Genomic DNA, 23,086 nt, shown 5'->3' on the forward strand with positions numbered 1-23,086 from the left:
TCGCCAGTGCCTTATTCCTATCATGGTTTAGATGAAGCGCCTCTGTTATTGCTGGCGAATCAGTAAAGCACCCTTGAAATCCTGACTACCTATAATTATATACCCCTTACAACCCTATATAAGAGGCGAAGCCTGCCCTATCGCATGAGCAGCGCTACTCACTCAAGCCACTTGTTATTCCTAAGACAACACACAAGAAGCCGACAATTAAAACTTCTAATATCTACGCAACAAACACAAACTTGTCTTTTTGCAGTACCTGCTCTCCATCAAAACGGTAGGCAACTAACTTGCCGTTACCCGCTACAGAGTAATCGAGACAAGCAACATTCTCGGTTAGAGGTGCGGGCACACCTTTAAGCCAATAGTGGCCGATAAAACAAGGCTTTTCTGTTTTGAGATAGTGAGGAATATCGAAGGGAACCGGCAGGCTAGCGGCGGAACCGATATCAACACCACGCGGTAACGCTATCTCCCCCAGCGCTTTTGCAGAAGCGCTCCACCATTGAACGCGGACGGCAGAGCGGCGATTACCATCCTTATCCAGAAAACTCACTCCTTGAGGCAGTTCAATTTCACACCCTTTGAGCAAAGTTTCCACCGCTTTGAAGGCACCACTGCCCGGGGAGCTAGCTTGCACTAAAAGCTCAGACGTTAACCTGCCGCTATTGGTTCTCGATGCTAAAAAATTGACTTTCTCTTCGTCCCAGCAAGCGTGTACCGCACGCAGAGGGCCAAGATCAAGCCACAGAGGCAATGATCTGAAGAAATCCAATACCTGAGATTTTTCTGGATCTTTATCCGGGTACTCATTCAAAAAAGCCTGGTGCTGTTTAGTATTTTTATCGGTATGTGGGCGCAGGGGCTTGCCATTGACCTCGGTGTGATAAGCCAGGGCATTAAACTCGTGATTGCCCATAATTGCTTTGGCATGACCATTTTCTACCATGCTCATAACTATCTTTAGGAGCTTGCGATGCTCCACAAGATGCTCTCCTCGGTCGATAAAGTCTCCAAGAAAGATAACTTTGCGTTCTGGGTGCGCATAACCACTGCTTGTTTCCCGATAACCCAGAACATCGAGTAACTCAATCAATGCACTGCCGTGACCATGAATATCACCAATAATGTCGTACTTGCTGTGCTCCATGCTAGTCCTACCTCCTAAAACACAAGGACGTTTCTGTATTCCAATCCCCCTATATGTATCATATTTAGATTAATCTGCGCACTTTTCCGGCGCACAAGAAAGTGCGCCGGATCGGAGGCACATACTCAATAACCTTCGGTGCATTTAGATGCAGCACAAACAGGGAACGTCCACACTATCGATAGATATAAAGTGGTTTAGCTGGAAGCCGTTACCTGATCTGAAGCTATTGCAGCTTTGGCCATACTAATCGCCACTGCCGTTGTCACTAACCTGCGCCCAGCATTACCGGCGGCCAGAGCAAAACCCAAAGCGGCCAGCGGGAACACCGCGCCGGAAACTAACTCAAACGCAGACATCGATTCAGTCAGTAGCAGCTTTGCCAATACAAAAATTGCGGCGCACAGCAGTGAAACCGTTGCGGCGTCCCGGTAGAGCAAATAGGACTTGTGCGTAGAAGCCACCTCATCCTGGGCGGATACCGGGCGATAAAACTCTCGATACCAGTAACTATTTTGTGCCTTATGGTCCGACGAGAGGGATTCGTAGCCTGGCACTTTCTCTTTGAGCAACTGGGCATCTATGCGCGGGTCGGCCTCCGCCAGCTGAATAAAGCGATGGCCGGGGAGCACATTCCGCAGGCGCAGGAATATCAAGGTGTTCTTTAGGCCTGTGGGCAGTAAATAGCTTAGCCAGCTGGCCAAGACGCCAATAGCCAGCATCACCCCGCCGGCCTCCTTGATTGAGGTGAGTAGATTGATATCGAATGAGGCTGAATTAAAGCCGTGCACCGCCAGCAATTGCAGCAATACCAGTAGTGTCAGCGGAGCAGTATTTTGCGTTTTCAGAGAAAGGCCAGCCATGCTTAAGCTTCCTCATCTTCGTACTCGAAGTGATAGGGCTCTGGCTCAAGGTATGCCCAGCCCTCTCGCTGCGGTGCATCATGGTTAACGAGAATGGCATTGCCACGGGTTGCCAAGGCGCCTACCCCGCGATGGGTAAACGCATTCATCACCGCCTTTCTCGGGTGTTTTGGCTCGCCCTCTTTTGCCGTTGAGGCAATAGCGGTAATACCGCGAGACCCTCCCTGTATTACCGGCTCGCCAATCAAGCGGTTCAAAACCGTGGTGCCGATATTCCGCTTGCTGCCGTGATGGGGGATCTGCATCAACTTGAGCTCGGCGCTACTTGTGCAACCATCCACTTGGTCAGCCGCCATTTCAAGCGCCTGAATCCCTGCATCCCCGGTAAACAGTAACCTGCGTCCATCGATAACCAGCTGGGTGATCACGCTGGAGTTATTTTTCGCGGAAGTTACGCCCTCGTCATCGATCTGGTCATCACCCCAGGTCGCGAAGAAGCGTTTGATAGCGGCCACAGCTTTATCAAAAATACTCTGTGCCGCTTCGGTTACGGGGGCCCGCTCCGGCATACCTTCAAAATCGGGGATTAGGGATTCGTAATATTCAAGGGAGGGCCCCAATACCTTCAGTGTGCCGCTGGAGTCCTGCTCGCCGGTAAAGGGTTCACGAATAACCACCCCCTTTGACTCGGCAAGTTGAACCAGTGACCAGGCTTTTTCCAGGTTTTGTTTTAAGCGTTCGCTAAGGCTATTATCGCTCACCCGGCCATCTTTGAAGTGTTGGGCCAACCCCTGGTTGTGCTCCCAGGGCTGGTGAATCCACAACTCTTTCACATCCAGCTCATCCAACACCGTCTCTAAGCCGTTAATATGGTCCTGATCTGGATGGGTATTGATCACAATATCCACCTGATTCGTGCCGAAGTGCTCCTTGATATGCGCCACCAGCGCCGCCCCCGTATCTTTAAAGCCCCCGTCGATCACTACTACGGTCTGCTCGTCCCGGCCGCCATGCAGGTTGCCGAAGCGGATCGCAATCGCATCCCCACTTTTGGATTCATCGCCCACACCGAGAAAATCAACTTCGTATCCCATAACTTATTTCCTTTTTTGATTAAGTTATGGGATAACGGTCAACTTCTATGCCAAGTTGGTTTTTGTAAATAAATCAGTAGGTTAGAAGAAAAACCAAAATGATTGATGGCAAAATAGGATAACTTAATTTATGTAGGGATAAGTTTTCTTATATTCGTTATCCAGAAGCTCACTGGAGACCACCTTTGCGGAATTTGAGTGGCTGAACTATTGCGGGGCTGCCCGGCGGATAGGGAATCATTGGCGGAGGATTTAAGATTCGCAACTCAATGCGTGAAGTTGGGGCGAGCAACAAAGTATCCGCTTCCGCCCGGATAAGCTTGGCAGCGAGGAAGCTGTGTATTCAGGCAGCAGCTAAGACAGTGCTCCTATGGAGGGATGGTTCTGCGGCTGGGAATGCGGGAGGATGTCGCCTCTTGGGTATGGCTTGCAAGGAAGGGCCGTATCAAAAAATGATAGAGCACTTCCCACCAAGGACCAAAACATCACTTGATTTACTATCTGAGTGTAGTTAGACAGCAGCGTTTTAGACCGCTACAAGCGCCTCTAGATGCTAAAGCTAAAGGCATATTGCCTGCACTTACTCTAAACCGCTGCCTAAACCTTCAAATCCGGCCATTGACCAGTTTCCAAAGCCACCGATATACTTATCTCCCTGCGCTTAGATGCGAATTGGGTCACTCTGGATTTTGCTAAAGGAGTGAAAGTTGGTTAGGGATAGCTTTGGTGCCCTCACAATAAATTCTTGTTATAGCCTCCCTGAAAAAGCTTGCTTGTTTAATGATAAAAATAGCTCTTGAGGATTTGATGCCTTAAGATCCGAAACCACCTTCTTAACCAACTTTTCAATCATGGAGTACTTTCGCTGTAACTCCATAGGCGGCAAATAAAGCTCAACTTGTTTTAAGTGAGATGGGCCAAAATTTGGCTGAGCTGAACCAGTTATTAATCGATCAACCTGCTTAGTAAACGCCACTGACTCTAAATATCCACGCATGAACTCCCTATTAATATCTGCATTATTAATAGGCCTAAAACGAATGGTGCTAGTATTCATACACAACGGCAGATCCGCTTTTTTCACCCATGCCACCTTTCCCCATGTAGCGCCGCTGCTGGCCATCACAAGGTCGCCTTCTTCTGCAAGAAAATGTGAATACTTGGTCGATACTTCTTCTTCAGATAAATATTTATCCGAGTTTTCTAAGACCAGCTCCCCGTTAACAATATTCTTAACATTGAGAAGTTTTACGCCACTTTCTCTAAACTGCCACTTTCTAACACCAGGCCCTTCTTGAAAAAATAGAAGGTCTTGCAAAGACTTAACTTCGAACCCCTTCGGATTCGTCACCGGATCACCAAACATATCCAGGAAAACGGAGCGGAGGAATTCGTCGGCGAGCTGGATGGCTTGCTGGCGTTTGCGGCGCAGGTTGTCGGCCTTATCCAGAATGGCGGCGATGCGTTTTTGTTCTTTTAGGGGTGGGAGGGGGATCTGACTTTCTTTGATAATTTTATCAGATACAGCTGGATAGTTTGCCCCGGTTGCTTTGGACATCATGTTTTTTACAAACTGCTTAGTTTGAACCCAATAAAACAAGTATCTGCAATCTAGAGAAGAATCTCTCGCTCTGAGAACGCAATATCCAGTAGATGCTGTAGCGCCACTCAGATCCTCAGGAACTAGAGCCACACCATTAAGATTCGGACGCACAGTTGCGACTAAGACATCTCCTTCATTAACAAGCTGACGGGCTCTACTTGGCGCCTCTCCCGGTAAGATATTTGACACCTCAGAACGACACACCTGCTTCAGGTCTTTATCAACCGAGCTCAGATCGATGTAATCGAAAGCATCTGCATCTAAATTCTTAGCAGGACTCCAAGAATTTACCTTCTCTACATGCTCGCCTATAGAAACCAAAGGCCAATTCACAACATCGCCTCCAGCTCTTTCAGCTCCTTCTGGATCTCCACTTCCAACGCCTTCAGGCGCTTTAAAATCTTCTTAGGCGGATCGTATGTCTCCTCTTCATACACCACTTCCTTGTAGCGATTAATAGAGAGGTCGTACTTATTGCTGGCAATCTCGGCCTTATCCACCAGGAATGCCTTGGCGGTTTTATCGGTCCATTTCTTGACGGATTTGCCGGCCATGGCCTTGGCGCTGTACTTATGCCACTGGGTAATCAGGTCCGGCAGATCATTGCTGCCTTTGCCGGTGAGCGGGGTGCGCTTATCGTCCAGTGAAAAACCGTCCGCTTGCAGATCGTAGAACCAGACTTTGTCGGTCTCGCCCCCTTTGGTGAAGATCATGACCGCCGTGCTGACTCCGGCATAGGGCTTAAACACCCCGCTGGGCAGGCTGATAATACCCTCCAGCTGGTTGTCTTCGATCAGGGTTTTGCGCAACTGCTGGTGGGCCTTGGAGGAGCCGAACAGCACGCCGTCGGGTACGATCACGGCGGCGCGGCCACCGACTTTAAGCATGCGCAGGATCAGGGCGACAAACAGCAGCTCGGTCTTTTTGGTTTTCACCGTGCGTAGGATTTCCGGATCGACATCCTCCTCATCCAGGCTGCCCTTAAACGGCGGGTTTGCCAGCACCAGGTCGAAGCCCTCTTTGGCCTCTTTAGGAAAGCTGTCGATAAAGCCCTGGCTCAAGGTGTCCTGATAGTGGATATCCGGTTGGGCCACGCCGTGCATCACCAGGTTCATGGCGGCGATACGCAACATGGTGGCATCGAAGTCGAAGCCGTGGAACATATCGCGATCCACATGCCGGCGGTGCTTGGACAGAAGGTCACCGGTATAGAGGGGCTGCGCTTCTTGCTCACCTTTTTCATTGGTGACCCGCTCGGTAATGGTGCCCTCTGGCGAACTGTACTTTTGCAGGATAAATTCGTAAGTGGTGCTTAAAAAACCCGCTGTGCCGCAGGCCGGGTCGCAGATGCGGTCGGTTGCGTCGGGGTCCATCAATTCGATAATGGCGCGAATAATATGGCGCGGGGTACGGAACTGGCCATTAATACCGGCGGTGGTCAGCTTGCTTAGCAGATACTCGTAGAGGTCACCCTTGGTATCGCCCTTTTCCAGCGGCAGGTCATTGACCATATCCCGCGCGCGCACCAGCAGCGAGGGCTTCTGGATCATCAGCTGGGCGTCTTTCATAAACTCCGCAAACAGCGTGCCCTCGTTACTCTCGGCACTACTCTCCTTGAAGTAAGGGAACAGCTCATCGCGCACGGTCTCCAACAATTTGTCGGCGGACTCGATATGCATCAGCTTTTGCCAGCGCAGGTGTTGTTGCTTTCTGTTAAAGCGGCGCTTAAAAGTCTTGCCGGTACGCCGGGACCTTTTCTCGTCGGTGGTCTCGTTCATATCCAGCAGGCGTGCGTACATCAGGAAGGTGATCTGCTCGATCACGGTGAGGGGATTGGTAATCCCGCCGGTCCAAAACTCTTCCCAGAGTTTGTCGATATTGCTTTTTAGTGCGCCTGTAATCATGTTACTTCTCTTACTACTGGGTCGGAAGGAATGATCACACTGCTCTCGAGACACGCTGTGAATACATGCCTGTACGCTCGTCATCGGCATCCATGCCGCATACGGTCCCGAGTGCAGTGTGAACTTTCCTTCGCTTTTTTAGTACAACTCTAAATTACTCAACGGGCTGCGCTTGCTCTGAAGCTTTCTCTGAAGCTTGGCTTGGCACGTTGAGCTGTGATTTCTGTGTTTCTGTATCGACAGTGAAGCCGGCCACAAATTTGGCAATCAGCTCCGCTTGGTGTTCCTCGAACAGCCCGTCGATTCCATCCTGGTGCAGGCCTTTGAACGGTTGCTCGTAGAGATCTGCAACAGTCATCTGCCCTTTGCGGCAAATCTCGCTTTTCAGCAGCCCTAAAAAGCGTTGCTGGAGAGCGCTGAGATTGATGTGGTGCGCTTGCACAAACGCGGTAAATTGCCGCTCAATCGCCCCCACGTCCAGGCCGATAATAGTGCGCAGCAGCTGATCGACGCCGGTACTGGACTCCGGGTAAAACTCAGCCAATAGCTCAAGGTCGACGCTGGGGTTTTGTGTGTGCACCAATGCATTGAGGGTATCCAGCTCTGCAGCTGTGACCGGCTCTCCGGCACGGATTTTTTGCAGCACCGGGTCTTTGTCGAAAAGCGGCGTCAGTGTTTTTTCCACTTCTTGCCGGTAGATTTCGTAGTCAACAGTGCGAATATTGGTTTTGCGCTCCTCCACCTGGTAACCCGCGCTGTCCTCTTTGATATCGTAGATAGGGATCGGCGCCGTTGGTGGCACCGCGCCCTTGTCCCGCAGATGGATAACTGTGCGGAGCTGCTGGCGGCTATGTTCCAGCTTATCGAAGTCCGGAGCCGCCCAGTATTCATCTTGTTGCAGCGCGTTGACATCCGAGGCTTTGCTGCGCACCTGGTTTAAGTGCATGGATAGGCTGCGCACTTTGCTGAGCATCTGCTCTCTGACGGGCTCCAATAATTTGGGTTGGCAGAGCTGGGCATGCTGGGCCGTGGCGATATCGAGATCCCACTTTAAGGCCTCGCTCTCGCCCCGGATATTACGCCATTGCATCAAGGGGGCCATTTGTTCATAAAGCAGCGCTTTGGTGGCTGGGGCAAACTGCTGCAATACTTCGATCTGGCTCAGCTGCTGCTTGAGCTTCCAGTTATCTTTGATCGCGATAGTGTTGTCATCCAGCGTATCAATATCCTGCTTGATCAATAGGACCATTTTGCCAAAGCTTTCCATCTCGCCGCGCTTGAGGGCCTCCTCCGCATATGCCAGCCGAGCTTCAAAGAGTTTTTGGCTGAGGGATTTACTTTGGCGGGGCTCTTCCTCCTCCGGCTCCATTTCGAAGTATTCGAAATTGCCCCAGTGGTCAAAGATCAGGAATTTCTTTTTGTCATCGCTGCCATCGGTGGCGGGGCCAAAGAGATTCGGGCACAGGCGGGTGCCCCGCCCCACCATCTGCCAGAATTTCACTTTAGATTTTACCGGCTTGGCGAAAACAAGGTTGAGCACCTCGGGCACATCGATACCGGTATCGAGCATATCTACGGAGATGGCCACAGTAATTTCGGAGTCTTTACCATCGGTAGCCTTGAAATCATCGATCAGCTCTTCAGCTCGCTCGTACTTGGAGTGGATCACTCGACAGAAGTTACCCCCGTACCCTGGATACATCTCGGCAAAGAGCGTGTTGAGTAATTCCGCATGCTGAATATTGCGGGCAAACACCATGGACTTGCCCAGTGTTTGGTTGTCGGCCAGGCGCTGACCGTTCTTCATTAGGTTGCACAGGATGGCGCGGTTGGTATCTTTGTTAAAAACGGCTTTATCGATTGCAGCCGCTTTAAAATCCAGCTCATTGGGATCAAAACCTTGATCTTCCAGCTCGGCAATTTGCTCGTCACTGAGCTTGTCGCCCTGAATCCCCTCGCGCAAAAATTGGGTGGTATGGGTGACGACTTTAAAGGGGACCAGGTGCTTGTCTTCAATCGCCTGTTCCAGTGGATAGTTGGCGGTTGGCATTTTGTAATCACAACCAAACAACTGACTGGTGGAGCGGCTGATCATTTCAACCGGCGTGGCGGTGAGGCCCAGCTGAAACGCATCAAAGTATTTGAACAGATCGCCGAATACGTTGTAGATGGAGCGGTGCGATTCGTCGGCGATAATCAGGTCGAAGTAGCCGGGATCAAACTCCTCCATGATTTTCATCATGCCGGGGTAAGTCGCTACATAGATCTGCGATTTTTTGCGGTGCTCTTTCTTGCTCTTGCCGACAATATAGAGCGGCTCGTTGGTAAACTCGTTGTAAGCCTTACCCGCCTGTTTGCGCAGTTCTTTGCGGTCGCAGAGAAACAGTACACGCTTGGCCCAGCGGGCATCAATCATACGCTTGGTGAGTGCGATAGCGACGCGGGTTTTGCCGGTTCCCGTGGCCTGCACAATCAGGGCTTTGCGGTGACCTTGGCTAAATCGCTCACACACTCTTGATATGGATTCGAGCTGGTACATCCGACCCGCGATATCCGTTGCCACCGGTGTGGCATTGAGATTTTGCCGAGTGCTGCGCTGGCCCACAAGGTATTGCAGACTGCTCTTGGAATAGAAACCGTAGAGCTTGCGGGGGGAGGCATCTTGCGCATCATCCCAGATAAAGATGTCGTAGCCGTTGGTATAAAAGATGACTGGGCGCTGGCCGTACTTTTTCTCTAGGGAGTCGGCGTAGAGCTTGGCTTGCTGGCGACCCTTTTCAGCCCTCTCTCGTGTGCGCTTGGCTTCGATAACTGCGAGCGGTTTTCCGTTATCGTCCCAGAGTACATAGTCACAGTAGCCGGTGCCGGTAGCGGTGGGCTGGCCGTCAACCTCTTCCTCAAAGCTCACTTCATCAGTGTTCTTGCCTTTAACAAGGTCGATATCCCAACCCCGGCTGTGCAATTCCGTATCAATCAGGCGGCGGCGAGTTTGCGCTTCGTTGAGTTCCAGCTGATTTTTAGCATCATCACTGGCTTGTTTGTACGCACTGATTGCTGCTTTATCGAGTTGGGCTTTAAGCTTGGCCGCTTCGCGCTGCGCTTTAATTTCGGCCTGCTGTGCGGCTTCAAGTTCGGTGATGGCCTGCTCAAGACGAGCTTTATGTTCAGCTTCACGTTGTTTACTGGCCTTCAACTCTTTCACGGCGGCCTTGCTTAAGGCTTCAGGCGAAACGGTTTTGGCAGGCTCTTTGAAAGGCGTTAAGTCACCTTTGCTCCCCTTTTTAAGAGACAGCAGTAACCAGCAACTCAGAATATGTGTTTCCTTGAGCAACCAGGGGCCACTACCTTTGCCAAACTTGCCCTCGTGCGCTGCCTTATTGCCCTCTTTGCGAATCGCATGCAATTTATCGATGATGGCCTGGTCGACTACCGAGGCAAAGGCGTGGTTTTCCAGGCGATCGATAAACTTTTCATTGGGCAAGCTGGGTAGGCGCCATTCCCGGTAGACAATACCTACCAGCTTCTCGGCAAAACAGCGAAGCTTAACCAGTGCACTTTGCGGGTCGCTGTAAACGTATTGCTCGGCGTGGCCCGCTAAACTGGCAAGATCTGGCCAGTAAGGTCTTAAGTGCTCAAAATTCTGTGACTGCATAAATTCTTTTATTTCCATATCCCTGCTAGTGCAGGTGTCGTGCCAACAACTTAGCGACCATTGATTTACACTGAATTTTCCATCCAGGTGATCAATACCTGAGGTCTCTTCAGCCTCAATAGTTGCGCCGCTTCCTTCTTTACACCACCACTTCCGTCCTGCGAACACTCGCTATAGTGAATGTGAAATCTCGAAATAAACTCTTTAATATCAACAAGTTGAAATAAAACCCTATCTGCGCCCCACCTCAGGTTAAATACTGTACGCCATCACCCAGCAGCTTAGACCGCACCCTACAGTCCCCAATGGAGACCTGAAAAATGATGGGGCAATCCCACAAACACCAAAAGATAACGTTTTTTACCTCAAAGTAAACTTATTTACTCTTGCTCTACTTTCTTACCCCAGCCTCTAGCCAAGTTTCCCAGTAGTTAATACGCCTACACCTATGCTCCAACTCCAAGCTGGCAGCAGCTAGCTAATGCTCAATTTCTTCACTTTATTCTCAAGGGTTTGGTAGCTATTGAAACCCAACAACTCCGCTGCCTTGGTTTTCTTGCCTTGGGCTGCGTCGAATGCGAGGGGAATATAATGCCGCATTACATCATCACATAAGCCCTGTAAATCAATGCCTTTTGATACATCTTTATCCAGCAGTCCCGAGTTTTTCTCGGGCATCTGAAACAGTGCCTGACGAACATCCTGTGCACTAATCGTTTCCCCCTGACACCACAGCGCTGCACGCAGCAAGCTGGACTGCAACTCCCGCACATTGCCCCGCCATGGGTGCTTGAGGATAAGGTTCATCGCACCGGGAGATAGTTTTTTACCCCGTAAACCCACATCTTGCTCACACAGGGCTTCCAAGATTACGCCGGCTAGCAGTGAAAGATCCCCTTCTCGCTCGCGCAATGGTGGCAAGTGCAGTACGCCAACGGCAATGCGGTAGAACAGGTCTTCCCGGAAAGAGGCATTGGCAACGGCCTCCATCAGGTTGCGATGGGTTGCGCTAATCAGACGGACATCCACCCGCTTTTCCCTAGTGCCACCAACAGGAACAAAAGTACCCTCTTGGAGTACTCGCAATAGCCGTACCTGTACGCTGGGCTCCAGCTCACCAAACTCATCTAAAAACAAGGTGCCACCATGGGCCTGCTTGAACACCCCAGGCTTATCGGAGGCTGCACCGGTAAAGGCGCCCTTGGTATGACCAAACAAAACCGAGTCCACCAGTTCCGGTGGAATCGCACCGCAGTTTAAGGGAATAAAGGGCCGACTGGCCCTATCACTGGCATTGTGGATGGCACGGGCAAACAGCTCCTTGCCAGTGCCGGTCTCACCGTAGATCAATACAGGGACATTACGCTGGGCCAAAACCTGGGCCTGCGCTTTCAGCCTCTGCATGTCCGGGTTGCGGGTAATGATGCTGTCAAAAGCGGCATCTACCGGCGCGGCGACTTCTGCCAGCTGATTGATTTTTGAGCTGCTCAGCTCTTTAGCTGCGGGAATATACTCCGCCCACAATTCAAAAGGCAAGGTTACTTCTTCAACGCCCTCCTCGATCGAGGCTCGATAGAAACGACTGGGATAGCGCGTTTTACCCAACAGTATCCAGATAGATTGCATAGCCGGAGTGCCGGGGCTCAGCAATATAGAGAGCTCGCAGCCTTCATCTACAAGCCTGGCCAGGTGTTTATCGGCCGCCTCATAGATTGCCGAAAAATCCACCGGTGAGACTAGCGACTCAGGATAGGCCTCAATCGGTATTTCGACCTGCTGGGAAAGCCAGTGCAAATAGGGATTAACCTCAGCTTCCGGATAGCTGTACAGCAGTTCAACCGCATCAAATGAATGAGACTTTAGAGTGGAGGCTATAGGCCCGAGGGGCCGCCCATCTACTGCACCGTTAGAGGTATTCTTCAAATCATTGGCGCCTACCCAACTGATCATGACCTGGCGTTTACTACGGCTCATCTGTGAGCTCCAACATATCGCTAATATCACACTGGAATAGGCAGCAATGCGTATCCAGGGCTTCGATGTCGATTTTTTGTACGGTTTCTTTGTATATCAACATCACGGCATTACGGTTGAAACAGATACCATGCAAGGTATCGGCAATCTTCATTTTCCACTTCTCTATCACGCGAGCGAAGTGGCAACACAGTTAACCAAACCTATAGTGAATACAGTAAGAGCGATCATATCCAAAAAATTGAAGAAATTTCAGATGAAATGAAATATTTAAGTGGGAAGGCGGAGTAGCTGATGAATTTTTGTACGAGCCTATTCAAGTTGATGACAGAGTGACGAAGGCTTCTGTAGGCTTAAATTTTAAATAGAAGGCTAAAGCCTAACATTGTAACTGGGAGCAACTTCGTTCATAAAAACCGCTAGCAGTTCTGCATTGCTAGCGGCTATTGTATGAATTTGCCGTTAACTTTCCCCATCGACCCGGAAGTTGGCAACCTCCCAGGCGCGCTCACGGATAACCCGCGCATTATCCTCTAGGTTGGAGGTGCCTGTAGGGTCTCCATCTATTGTGATATCCGGGTTGGACCACTGCTGAATTCTGGGGCCGCCTCGATCCGACGGGCAATTGTAGGCCATCACACTCCTCCAAGTTGAAGGGGTGGTATTGCAGTAGCCGTGGCCATATTCAAACGGCTCCATATTCGAATCACTGTAGATAATATGTCGGGCTCCCAGCAGGTGGCCAATTTCATGGGCAAAGCTGAAGTACCCCGTTGCACACCCTTCCCTTGCGAAAGCAAAGGCTGTTGATTCCGTTGCGTAGATCGTCTTAGCCAGTCCACATGATCCGCTGTACAAATCATTGCCGGTTAAAACAATCATTACATCTGCACTATACAAGTCTCTAAGTTCGTATAGTTCTTTAGTTTCTGGGTATGCGTCATTCGAAAAGTACTCGCGATCAACATAGAAGCTGCCGCTCTCTGCATAGCTCGTTCTATAAGCGTGAACAATTTCTACCGAGGTATTGACTTCACTATTGGCAAATGAAACATTGGTTTCCTCTTCCAATAAGTCCATGTAGGCGGGTACATCACCGGCGTCTGCCTCAAAGGCATCGGTATAAGCAACTATAACGGTTATTTTTCCACCAGAGTCAGTAGTCGCAATTCCTGAGGTTGTGTTTAGCGCACCAACCTTGGAAGTAAAATCCATTTCTTCAAAGTAGTTACTATCATGGTCGACAAGTGAATTGTCTGGAACCTCAGCGATTGTAACCGCACCGTTTCCGGCAGGTCTCACTTTGTAGAGCCTACCTTCAGATTGTATTGAGCCAACAATTCTACCGTTGTTCTCGGCTAAGGTGATAAACCCTTTTCCATCCTCAGAAAATGCAGATAGTGAAGCCCTATTTTTTGTTGAGCGAATATTTTGCAAGGTAAACCGTTGCTTGCCGAGCTCACTGGGAACCTCAAGGGTACTACCGGGCTTCAAGCTAAAAATCTTGTTATTTAAACTTTTTTTAGTTCTATTTGATATTAGATTTGATCTACTTTCACTCATGGGAGATTCAAAAACAACATGCACATTTTCTTCTGAATGAGCGCCAAATGTAGAAAATAGCAACACGAAAGGCGCAAAAATTTTAAAGCTTTTCACAGACATACTCCCTGTATCTGCTTCTCGGAAAATCAATTTAGAAAGATCCGCACTAAAGATAAAAATAAATCTATTAATGCAGCCTTTAAAAGACTGAATAGAAATATTTATTGAAATCCACAGTGCGCGGCTACTCTATATGATTCTTAACTAAAAAAATATTCTTACGCCTACCAATAATTTAACTTCGCAAATTTTTGACAAGTTACTATCTGAAGAGCAGATAACTTTTTGGAAAATTAAATTCAAATGAAAGCTTAATCACAATCCTTTAAATGGAAACTGAAAATATTTTACTTAACCACTCAATAAATGCTCTAACCCTGGGAGATAAAAAGCGATTCTGGGTGAACACAACCGATACCGGCTCGCTGGGCGGGCGAAAATTGGGCAATATTTCAACTAAATTTCCTGCATCCAACTCTTTTTCTACATGAAACTTTGGAAACTGAGCCAAGCCGAGCCCCCGCTTAACGCCATCCAAGTAACTCTCTGTCCCAGTTACCGTCAATTGCGCCGGAACTTGCAACGTCTCTATCCTATCGCCAAGACAAAAAGAGAGCGGCGTAGACTTGCCAGTCGTTATAGAGCGAAGCGCTACAACACGGTGACCATTCAGTTGTTCCAAAGAGCTTGGGTGGCCGTAGTGTTCCAGGTATTGTGGCGATGCGCATGTAAGCCGTTCCAGCATGGTTAAACGCCTGGCAATCAGCTCACTATCCGCCAAGTGTCCATAGCGAATAGCACAGTCGACCCCTTCTTGGACTAAGTCCACCCATCGATCCCCCTCACTCATTACCAAAGAAATGTCAGGATACTGGGCAAAAAATTGGGGGAGTTGTGGCATAACAAAATGACGGGCAATAGTCCCTTGTACGTCTACCCGCACCTCACCGCCTGGCAATAAACCTGTAAATGCCCCTTCTGCTTCCTCTACGTCCGCAAGTATTGAAATACAGCGCTGATAATACAGTTCTCCATCCAGTGTTGCCCTGACCTTGCGAGTCGATCGCTGCAACAACCTGACTCCCAGCCGTTTCTCTAGCCGGTTGATCACCTGAGTCGATGTCGACCTCGGAATCCCAAGATCAGTAGAAGCGGCTGTAAAACTGCCCCGCTCCACAATCCGCACGTACAAGCGCATCGCATCCAGCTTATCCATATCGCCCTATTGTTTGTTTATTTGGAACAATAGATTCCATTTTAGCCGGATTATCTACATGAATAACACGAATAGTATGGAAATACAGCCAAATCAGGGAGCAGCAAGGGCAGCTCCAGTAATCACTACGGAGATCATTATGGAGAAAGTGACACTGGTAACAGGAGCTTCCCGTGGCATAGGCGCGGCGATCGCCTCTCGCCTGGCAAAGGATGGCTTTACCATTCTGGTGAACTTTAAAAGTAATATTTCAGCTGCCGAAAAGTTGGTAAACCGCATTGAAACCGAGGGTGGCAAGGCGGTTACTGCCCAAGCCGATATCAGTGATCAACAGGCGGTTTCACGCCTATTCAACTCTGCAGAAGTCACCTTTGGCGGAATCAATACTGTCATTAATAATGCGGGCATTATGAAACTAGCCCCTCTGGCAGAATGTGAAGAAGATGATTTCGATCGTCAGGTAGCTGTAAATCTTAAGGGCACCTTCAATGTCATGCGTGAAGCCACCGCAAGGCTTCAAGAAGGCGGCCGGATTGTCAACTTATCCTCGAGTGTCGTCGACTTGTGTATGCCGAATTACAGCGTATATGCGGCGACCAAGGCAGCTGTTGAAGCTCTGACCCAGGTAGTCGCCAAGGAAATGCGGGGGAGAGATATCACTGTGAATGCCGTCGCCCCAGGGCCTACGGCTACCGAGCTCTTCCTGTCGGGAAAGACTGATGAAATGGTGGGAACTCTTGCCAAAATGTCGCCACTTGAGCGATTGGGAAGGCCTGAAGATATTGCGAATACCGTTGCCTTTTTAGTCAGTGAGCAAGGTGGCTGGATCAACGGCCAAGTTATACGAGCCAACGGTGGAATTATCTAACTTCACAGCCAATGCCCGCTTCAACTTAACAATCTCCAACTGATCGTTATACCAGTTGGAAAGAGGACTAAAAACCAATGGTCGATCAAGCCCAAGTACCGTCGGCTAAATACATCAGGGATACCCTTATCGCTGCAACTATTGCCAGTGCAGCAGCATTCACTTGCTCTATGTTAGAACTACCACCCTGGGCTATGTTTGTTGGCTGGGTTGCTTTCTTTTCACAGCCAGGCTCTGCCTTCAGAGCAATCTCCAGTGGGATTTGTGTTGCTCTGGGAATATTGATGGGGATGACAGCAGCTATAGTTAATGCCCTATTGCTACCAATGATGGGCAATATTGCCTTCGCGGTTATAGTGTTTTCCGTTGCATTTATGGTGGTATCACTTAGAGGACTGCCACTTGTAGGTAATATCATTGCCTGGTTTTTAGGGTTAATCACTTTCTTTGCAGCCCATCCAGCCAACGTTCTATCTGGAGTGATTGGGCTGACAATAGTGACCGCTCTAGGCATCCTCGCTGGCTATTGCTGCTCCTACCTACAATCTCTTACTGGAGAAAGTAAAGCTAATTGATAGTCAGGGAGTCTCGGCATAATTCAACATTATCCCTGAGGGCCTTAAGAGGCTCCCTGATTAGAACTAACCCCAACATATGTTCAAAACTAGATAAATTGAGCGCTAAGTCATATCCTCTCTCAATTCACACCGCAGATATCCAATATCTTATTCATTAGATCATTATTTCTACTGCTTAACATACGCGATACAGTATAGTGGTTTTTATTTTTCAAAAGTAAATATTCGCACGAGCTTTTCGTTTGCTGTAGCTTCCCACAGTATCTTTTTGACTGATCAATAAATTCCGCAGTCTCATCATCACCCACTGCAACAATTGCTTTGGTGAAACATCTAATATCGCCAAAAATGGGACTCAAATTAGTAACGTCATCTTCTGATAAACGCAGAGATTCATTGAGGTAAGATTGCCTCATCTTTGTTAAGTCATAGAGCCCGCTTAACATAATGGCGCCGCTAATTGAGCTACGGATTTCAGGTGTCCACTCAAATTCTAAAATTTTAGCCACAAGGAATGCCCCAACAGAGTGACCGCAGATCACAATATTACTGGGGTTGCCATTCCAGCGATCGATATTTTTATATATCCATAAGAATGCCTTTATATTTTGCTCAATAATTTCTTTAACACTGACGGCGGGCGCCAAATCATAGTTGACCAAAGCAACCGTACACCCGGCCTCTATAAAAGGCTTGGCAATGTACCGGTATTGCTTTTTATCTAGCGCCCGGAAATACCCGCCGTGGATGAACACAAAAACCGATGCATTAGGAGATTTAGCAGGAAATATATCTAATTTCTCACCGGAACTATCTCCATAGCTGATATCCAGCGAGCTTCTTAGGGATTGCGTGGCAAGATGGCTTTGTAGCTCATTAATTAACAGATGGAGTCTACCAAATGGGTGCCGCTTACGTAGATTAAACTGATCGTCATATTCACTCATTTCCTGCGTCGGCTCCGCAATTACCGGCTTAAACTGCCTATTTTACACCAAAGGGGCTCCCTAGCGTCTGAGGAACCGCTAAACAAATTTGTGACTCCCCTGGCTTATGGAGCAATTCATGCTGAGGCGGGACTTATCTTTCAGGAAATCGCAGGTTTATGGAGCACTCCTCAATACACTAAGAATGGGCATTGAAAGCCCTTTCTGACTGATACCTTTACATGAGCTAGGCCAGCTTAATGAATGCGTAAATCTACTATTTGCAGTTCAAAGAATAAGTATATTTCGTACAAAATCTATTCAACAAAGAAGGAATCCCTGTAACAATCAAGATCTGAAGAGTATTTAACAACTAAATACCTGCCAACTACATTAACAAATCAGATATAGCGTACAAAAGTTGGAAGGCCATCTCGCTTTTGTTAACCCAAAGAAAGAAAATATAATTTAGTCAGGCTTTCTGATCTATATATAACGCCAATAGTTGCATTTTTAGTTTTATCCTACAAATTTTGAACTACAGATCCGCAGAGGACCAAAAGAATGTTAAAGCGTTTAACCGTGTTTATTCTAAGCCTCGTTATATTGTGCGGCGTACCCTTCGTATTATCTCAAGAAAACCCAAAACCTTTTGTTTTCACTGCCATTCCAGACCAGGACCCGGAGCGCTTACAAAAACGCTTTGGCAAAGTTGCAAAGTATTTGTCCGACGCGCTTGGGGTTGAAGTTAAGTACTTACCGGTGAAGTCCTACAGCGATACGGTTGAAGCCTTTAAAAATAACAAGGTCCAATTGGCCTGGTTTGGCGGATTTACCGGGGTGCAAGCCCGTATTGCAGAGCCTGGCGCTAAGGCCATTGCCCAGGGAGAAGGAGATCAAAATTTCACCTCCTATTTTATTGCGAATAAAAGTACTGAACTCACTCCCTCAAAAGACTTCCCCCGTGGTATTGAAGGTATGACATTTACTTTTGGCTCAGAGCACTCCACTTCTGGACGTCTAATGCCGGAATACTTTATTCGAAAAGCGTTTGGTAAGCCCCCTGCCGAGGTGTTCAGCCGTGTGGGCTTTGGAGGTGACCACTCCAATACCCTGGATCTTGTGCAATCTGGGAAGTATCAGGTTGGCGCCCTAAATCACAAGGTGTGGGAAAATGAAAAGAAAGCCGGCAAAGTGGATGAAAGCAAGGTGCAAGTAATCTGGAAAACCCCAGGATACCCAGATTACAACTGGACAATTCGTGGGGATGTCGCTGAAACCTGGGGCAACGGCTTCTTAGACAAGGTCCAGCAGGCGATTTTGAATATGCGGGACCCTAAACTACTTGCCGCATTTCCCCGCAAAGGGTTTATCAAAGCCGACAACTCAATGTACCAGCCAATCGTCGAGACCGCTCACGAAATTGGCTTGTTGAATAATGAGTAAGCGAACTGTTGGCCCTGCCGACCGACCTGGTTCTTACTTAAGAACTCTCCGGGGAAGACAGATCCTGCAAACGCTCCCTGATAATAGTTGCCAATCTCAGTGCGCCGGGGCCGATATCATCCCGGTTAGGAAAGATCAGATACATAGGGACCTCTCTTTTACCTCCTCCTTCAAGGGGCAACGGTTTTAGACTTCCCTCAATAAGCTCATTAAGAATTTTATCTTCCGGTAACCAAGAGAAACCGTACCCCTGACAGGCGGCTCTGATCAAAGAAGACATGCTGCTTAGCGTCCATCGCTTAGCGACGTCAACCGTAAGCGTTTTACTTCCGCGCTGGGGGTTAGTATCCCGAACCACCAAATGCCGGTGATTACGGAGATCTTTCATTGTCAACGGGCGATCCAACTTATGTAGGGGATGGCTGGGGTGCGCCACGGGAACAAGCCGGGCAGGAGCCGGTAGTAACTCACCGTTGTAGCCCTGGGGGATTCTAGGACTGATCGCAAAATCGACCCGCCCTTCATTTAAAGCCTCCAAAGCACCACTGATCACCATTTCATGGACTTCAATACGGGTCTGGGGGCTCTCTTCACCAAATAGCGCAAGGCAGTCCAGTAGCAACCATATTGGGAATAGCACCTCTACAGAAATCGCAATCTGGGACTCCCACCCAGCAGACGCCCGGCCAGCGGCCTGCTCTATTGCAGAGGCATCCTCCAGCAATTGCTTTGCATGCCGGTAAAGCATCTCACCTGCGGGAGTCAGAATCGCCTTGCGCCCACTAATCGTGAAAACCGCTACAGCCAGTAGTGATTCCAACTTCTGCACCGAATAGCTTACCGACGACTGACTCTTATGCAGAAGCTCAGCGGCCTTTGCATACCCTCCCCCTTCAACTACCGCTATCAAGCAACGCCACTGCTCAAGAGTGATCTTTGGGTTTGATAATTGCGCCAACTGTTGTTTCATGATCGAATTTTTCGATGTAAATAAGCAAATAATTCTAATTTTTAATCAACTTAATGAATGTTTCAATAGCTTCATACAAAGTTAGTTACGAGGAAGCAGTCATGGCAAAGGTACTCAACATCAAGTCCAGCCTCTTTCAAGAGAACGGTCAGTCATCTCAACTTGCGGACAATTTCATAGCGAGCTGGAAGGCTAAGAACCCGCAAGATGAAATCATCCATCGTGACTTGGTATCCGAGCCTGTACCTCATCTGAGCCTGGAGCACTTTCAAGCCCACAATACGCCAGCTGATAGCCGTTCAAACAAGCAAAGTGAAATTGCAGAACTTTCGGACAAACTGATAGAGGAGATATCATCGGCAGATCTGCTGGTGCTAGGTATCCCGATGTATAACTTCAACGTCCCGTCTAATTTGCACACCTACTTCGACTTTATTGCACGTGCCGGGGTAACATTCCGATATACCGAAAACGGCCCTGAGGGCTTATTAAGGAACAAAAAGGCCATCATCTTCATTTCACGGGGTGGTGTTTATGGTGACGATCATCCCCAAAGTAATTACCTTCGACAGTTCTTGGGGTTTGTTGGTATTACTAATGTGGAGTTTGTCTATGCTGAAGGCTTGGCAATGGGAGAAGAAGCAAAAGAGAAGTCGTTGGCTGCTGCAGAGAAGCGTATTGCAGAGCTTATGTAAAATAGAAAGCTAACAAGTCTGTATATGAATACTTGAAGGGGGGAGGCTTCGGCTTCCCCCCCCCCTCTAAGTAAAAAACTCAGATGATTATTACTTGACCCATTCTAGCTATGTAAATTCTCATTTAGATCTTCTGAAAGAAGATAGCAATGTGTTTGCAACCTCAATAGAAATCCAACGCTAGAGGAAATTTCGTCTTATTATCCGGGGACACTTGACCACTATGTAGCAAGTCCTCACAAGCCATAGTTACTCTCGCCGACTTACTAAGCTAGCTTACCAGCTACTATCAAATTCATCTTCTCCAGAAATATCGGCTTCTCGCTCCAAGGTGCCAGTAATCACCTGGCTACCCTCCTCCATTTTGGAAAGCTCTAAATTATCCATAAAATCCCACATGGGGGATTTACTGACCAGCAAAGCTTTTTCACTGGGAACATGATAAGGTGGCCAGAACTGTCTGGGCTCATATGTGATACACAGCAGGTGCTTATCGGATAAGTGAGTATATAAGTTAAAGCACCAGTTTAAAGCTCGAGTTCCGTCAACAATTTCATACCAATCCCGGCCCTTAATTTTGTACTCCTGGATCTCATCTGGGGTCCAAGCGCTAAAACGATCTTCGTGTCCCAATTCTTGTAAGTATTCTAGGTCATCTTTATGCTTTTTAAATATAAACTGCTTTAATTGGCTGCAATCAGAGAGCTTAAAGACACCAGATTTAGATGCTTCTTGTACCTGAATCACCTGAATTGAGAAATAGCCACCACCCACAATCCATGTGTCATCCGGCCCCACATGGACACTACATGTCGTCCTGATAGGGTGAAACGTAAACCAAATATAGGGGCTCTCATCATCCCACATTGGCTGTCCGCCATAGAACCTAGGGTAACTTTCTTCTTTGTCAATAGGTGTGACATATGGGGCATACTTCCTGCCCCCATAGGTTTGCTGTAATAGCTTTCCGTTAAACGAAAGATGCCATAAACCAAGGTCAAACTGGTGTAATGGCATCGTATCAAAAGGCGACCAGTAAATCTCATCAAGTTGCTCGATAATTGGGGAGTTTAAGTCCAGCGAATCCACGTAAGCCACAATCAATGACCCCAGCCACTTTTAAATTCACTTCTAACATAGTTAACTGCGTCCGCAAAGGTGCGATTGCTATCACCGCCAGCGATCAATTTATCCTGGTAATAGCGACTGCACTTCTGCAAATCTGTATCAAACCTTGTCCAAGGAGCATCTGCTACTTTTTGTAGGCCTCTCACGGCACAACTACTATCCTTTATTTGGTGCACCTTACTAGCGATATCATCCACCATCTCATGTTCGTAACTAGTCTTTTTCGTCTGCGCGCCAATAGCTTCAACTTCCTGCATCAACAAGCCTAGATTTTCTCGTGGGTTAACAAAGTAGAAACAGTGTTGCTGCAGCTTTTTTCCACCCGCTTTCTGCTTAAATATTTTTAAGGCTCGATGGAGTATTTTTGCCCCCTCTTTAAAGACGTACCAGTGGTATTTTATGGTTTGATCCCTCTCATCCCAGGACCTCTCCGATTTATTTAAAATACGAGCCAGCTCTTCAGGCCCAGCATTAGGCCCTAAGAGCTTCTGGGATTTTGTTTCCCACCCTCCAAGTTCATCAACTACAAAGCTAGGTGCATAGTAAAGTGAGAAACTATTATTCAGCAGTTTATGGCTTACCTTCCCTGAAGTCTGAAAATATTCACCATACTCCTTTGCAGTAGATAGAGCATCATAAGCGGTTTCATCAAAGACGGCTCCAATTGCCCCCACTGCTGTAGGAATAGCTTCGTCCATAATCGGTGTCAAAGCCCATTCCGTTCTCTTATAATCTGATTGGTAAAAGCCCGCAGGTAGAGCTGCTGAGCCCGAGTTTCCATTGGCCCGCCTTATTTTTTTGATATAAACCCCTGCCCCCCTGTTCTCAGGACCCCCTTGCTGAACCACCTCGTAAAGAACCTCTACAACACCCATTACTTCGCGGTGTACACCTGCTGTTTTTAGGTTGCTGTCAGCAGTAATTCCCCCTGCGGCCCCTCTAAGCTCGATCAACTTACTTGCAGTTCTTTTGCCTTCAGCAGAGTCTATATCTACTAAATCAATAAACCTGGGGAGTAAGTTCGGGTCGATAAAAACAGCCCTACCATCTTGCATCCCTGTTGTTTTTGGATGAAAAAAATAAAGTTCTTGTAGCCACTCATGAATACTCATCCCTGAAACTATCCGACATAATCTTACAAGGATATTACCATAGAAAAACTAGACATCGATGACCCCACCCCCCCCCTCTTAAATGCATTCCTCTGTGACCTATCTCGCAAAAATGAGCCTTTTGAATCACTTTCAAGTCGCCACTTTTTATTTGAGACTTGTGTTTTAATTACGCCAATTGTTGGTTCTATATTCTCGGCAAAACAGAAACTATCGTTCCAACCACCAATGAAACATCAACTAAAACCTGGCCACATCAATTCAGCGCTAAACCCAGTAATATCTTTTCAAAAACGCCATTT

18 protein-coding genes are annotated in these 23,086 nt (G+C 48.1%); 4 read left to right on the plus strand and 14 right to left on the minus strand.

The annotated features are described in order from the left end of the window. Positions 1-223 precede the first annotated feature (223 nt). The 10 genes from ACJJIQ_RS08280 to ACJJIQ_RS08325 all read right to left on the minus strand — a co-directional run bounded on the left by ACJJIQ_RS08280 (position 224) and on the right by ACJJIQ_RS08325 (position 15,061). Positions 224-1,150: a metallophosphoesterase gene (locus ACJJIQ_RS08280; RefSeq protein WP_445364298.1), complete on the minus strand. Its 927-nt coding sequence runs from the start codon at positions 1,148-1,150 to the stop codon at positions 224-226. Positions 1,151-1,347: 197 nt separating this feature from the next. After that, positions 1,348-2,013, minus strand: coding sequence for a hypothetical protein (locus tag ACJJIQ_RS08285; protein ID WP_445364299.1), 666 nt, complete (start codon positions 2,011-2,013; stop codon positions 1,348-1,350). A 2-nt stretch (positions 2,014-2,015) separates the two neighbouring features. Beyond that, entirely contained in the window at positions 2,016-3,107 is a 1,092-nt protein-coding gene (locus ACJJIQ_RS08290; RefSeq protein WP_445364300.1) for a ComEC/Rec2 family competence protein, read from the minus strand. 748 nt (positions 3,108-3,855) lie between these two features. Continuing rightward, the gene (locus tag ACJJIQ_RS08295; protein ID WP_445364301.1) at positions 3,856-5,043 is read right to left on the minus strand and encodes a restriction endonuclease subunit S; all 1,188 of its coding nucleotides are present in this window, start codon (positions 5,041-5,043) and stop codon (positions 3,856-3,858) included. Then, positions 5,040-6,614 carry a type I restriction-modification system subunit M gene (locus ACJJIQ_RS08300; protein ID WP_445364302.1) on the minus strand — a complete coding sequence of 525 codons (1,575 nt, stop codon included), beginning with the start codon at positions 6,612-6,614 and terminating at the stop codon, positions 5,040-5,042. The genes ACJJIQ_RS08295 and ACJJIQ_RS08300 overlap by 4 nt, the downstream gene beginning before the upstream one ends. A gap of 154 nt (positions 6,615-6,768) precedes the next feature. Beyond that, positions 6,769-10,284 carry a DEAD/DEAH box helicase family protein gene (locus ACJJIQ_RS08305; RefSeq protein ID WP_445364303.1) on the minus strand — a complete coding sequence of 1,172 codons (3,516 nt, stop codon included), beginning with the start codon at positions 10,282-10,284 and terminating at the stop codon, positions 6,769-6,771. Between the two features lie 456 nt (positions 10,285-10,740). Next, a complete protein-coding gene (locus tag ACJJIQ_RS08310) occupies positions 10,741-12,240 on the minus strand; it encodes a sigma-54 interaction domain-containing protein (RefSeq protein ID WP_445364304.1) in 1,500 nt (499 codons plus the stop codon). Beyond that, positions 12,230-12,394: a helix-turn-helix domain-containing protein gene (locus ACJJIQ_RS08315; RefSeq protein ID WP_445364305.1), complete on the minus strand. Its 165-nt coding sequence runs from the start codon at positions 12,392-12,394 to the stop codon at positions 12,230-12,232. The genes ACJJIQ_RS08310 and ACJJIQ_RS08315 overlap by 11 nt, the downstream gene beginning before the upstream one ends. A 308-nt stretch (positions 12,395-12,702) precedes the next feature. After that, on the minus strand, positions 12,703-13,734 hold the full coding sequence (locus ACJJIQ_RS08320; RefSeq protein ID WP_445364306.1) for a M12 family metallo-peptidase: 1,032 nt from the start codon (positions 13,732-13,734) through the stop codon (positions 12,703-12,705). Between the two features lie 436 nt (positions 13,735-14,170). Further along, positions 14,171-15,061, minus strand: a complete 891-nt coding sequence (locus tag ACJJIQ_RS08325) for a LysR family transcriptional regulator (protein WP_444908347.1) — start codon at positions 15,059-15,061, stop codon at positions 14,171-14,173. A gap of 58 nt (positions 15,062-15,119) precedes the next feature. Here ACJJIQ_RS08325 and ACJJIQ_RS08330 point away from each other — a divergent pair, with 58 nt between their 5' ends. Continuing rightward, complete coding sequence (locus ACJJIQ_RS08330) at positions 15,120-15,929, plus strand: SDR family oxidoreductase (protein WP_445364307.1); 810 nt, start codon at positions 15,120-15,122, stop codon at positions 15,927-15,929. A 170-nt stretch (positions 15,930-16,099) separates the two neighbouring features. After that, positions 16,100-16,504 (plus strand): DUF1097 domain-containing protein, encoded by a 405-nt coding sequence (locus ACJJIQ_RS08335; protein ID WP_445364799.1) that lies wholly within the window; start codon positions 16,100-16,102, stop codon positions 16,502-16,504. 122 nt (positions 16,505-16,626) lie between these two features. Here the strand turns inward: ACJJIQ_RS08335 and ACJJIQ_RS08340 are convergent, their stop codons facing one another. After that, on the minus strand, positions 16,627-17,454 hold the full coding sequence (locus ACJJIQ_RS08340; protein ID WP_445364308.1) for an alpha/beta hydrolase: 828 nt from the start codon (positions 17,452-17,454) through the stop codon (positions 16,627-16,629). Between the two features lie 543 nt (positions 17,455-17,997). Between ACJJIQ_RS08340 and ACJJIQ_RS08345 the strand changes: the two genes are divergently transcribed. Continuing rightward, a complete protein-coding gene (locus ACJJIQ_RS08345; protein ID WP_445364309.1) occupies positions 17,998-18,879 on the plus strand; it encodes a putative selenate ABC transporter substrate-binding protein in 882 nt (293 codons plus the stop codon). 37 nt (positions 18,880-18,916) lie between these two features. Here the strand turns inward: ACJJIQ_RS08345 and ACJJIQ_RS08350 are convergent, their stop codons facing one another. Further along, positions 18,917-19,849 carry a LysR family transcriptional regulator gene (locus ACJJIQ_RS08350; protein WP_445364310.1) on the minus strand — a complete coding sequence of 311 codons (933 nt, stop codon included), beginning with the start codon at positions 19,847-19,849 and terminating at the stop codon, positions 18,917-18,919. Between the two features lie 101 nt (positions 19,850-19,950). On the opposite strand from ACJJIQ_RS08350, the gene ACJJIQ_RS08355 reads away from it, so the two are divergent. Continuing rightward, positions 19,951-20,544, plus strand: a complete 594-nt coding sequence (locus ACJJIQ_RS08355; protein ID WP_444927759.1) for an FMN-dependent NADH-azoreductase — start codon at positions 19,951-19,953, stop codon at positions 20,542-20,544. Positions 20,545-20,820: 276 nt separating this feature from the next. Here ACJJIQ_RS08355 and ACJJIQ_RS08360 read toward each other — a convergent pair whose 3' ends face one another. Together ACJJIQ_RS08360 and ACJJIQ_RS08365 are read right to left on the minus strand one after the other, a co-directional pair. Continuing rightward, positions 20,821-21,633 (minus strand): hypothetical protein, encoded by an 813-nt coding sequence (locus ACJJIQ_RS08360; RefSeq protein WP_445364311.1) that lies wholly within the window; start codon positions 21,631-21,633, stop codon positions 20,821-20,823. 11 nt (positions 21,634-21,644) lie between these two features. Next, the gene (locus tag ACJJIQ_RS08365; protein ID WP_445364312.1) at positions 21,645-22,784 is read right to left on the minus strand and encodes a hypothetical protein; all 1,140 of its coding nucleotides are present in this window, start codon (positions 22,782-22,784) and stop codon (positions 21,645-21,647) included. Between the last annotated feature and the right edge of the window lie 302 nt (positions 22,785-23,086).

The sequence above is a fragment of the Microbulbifer maximicatervae (SeqCode) genome (genome assembly GCF_052468295.1).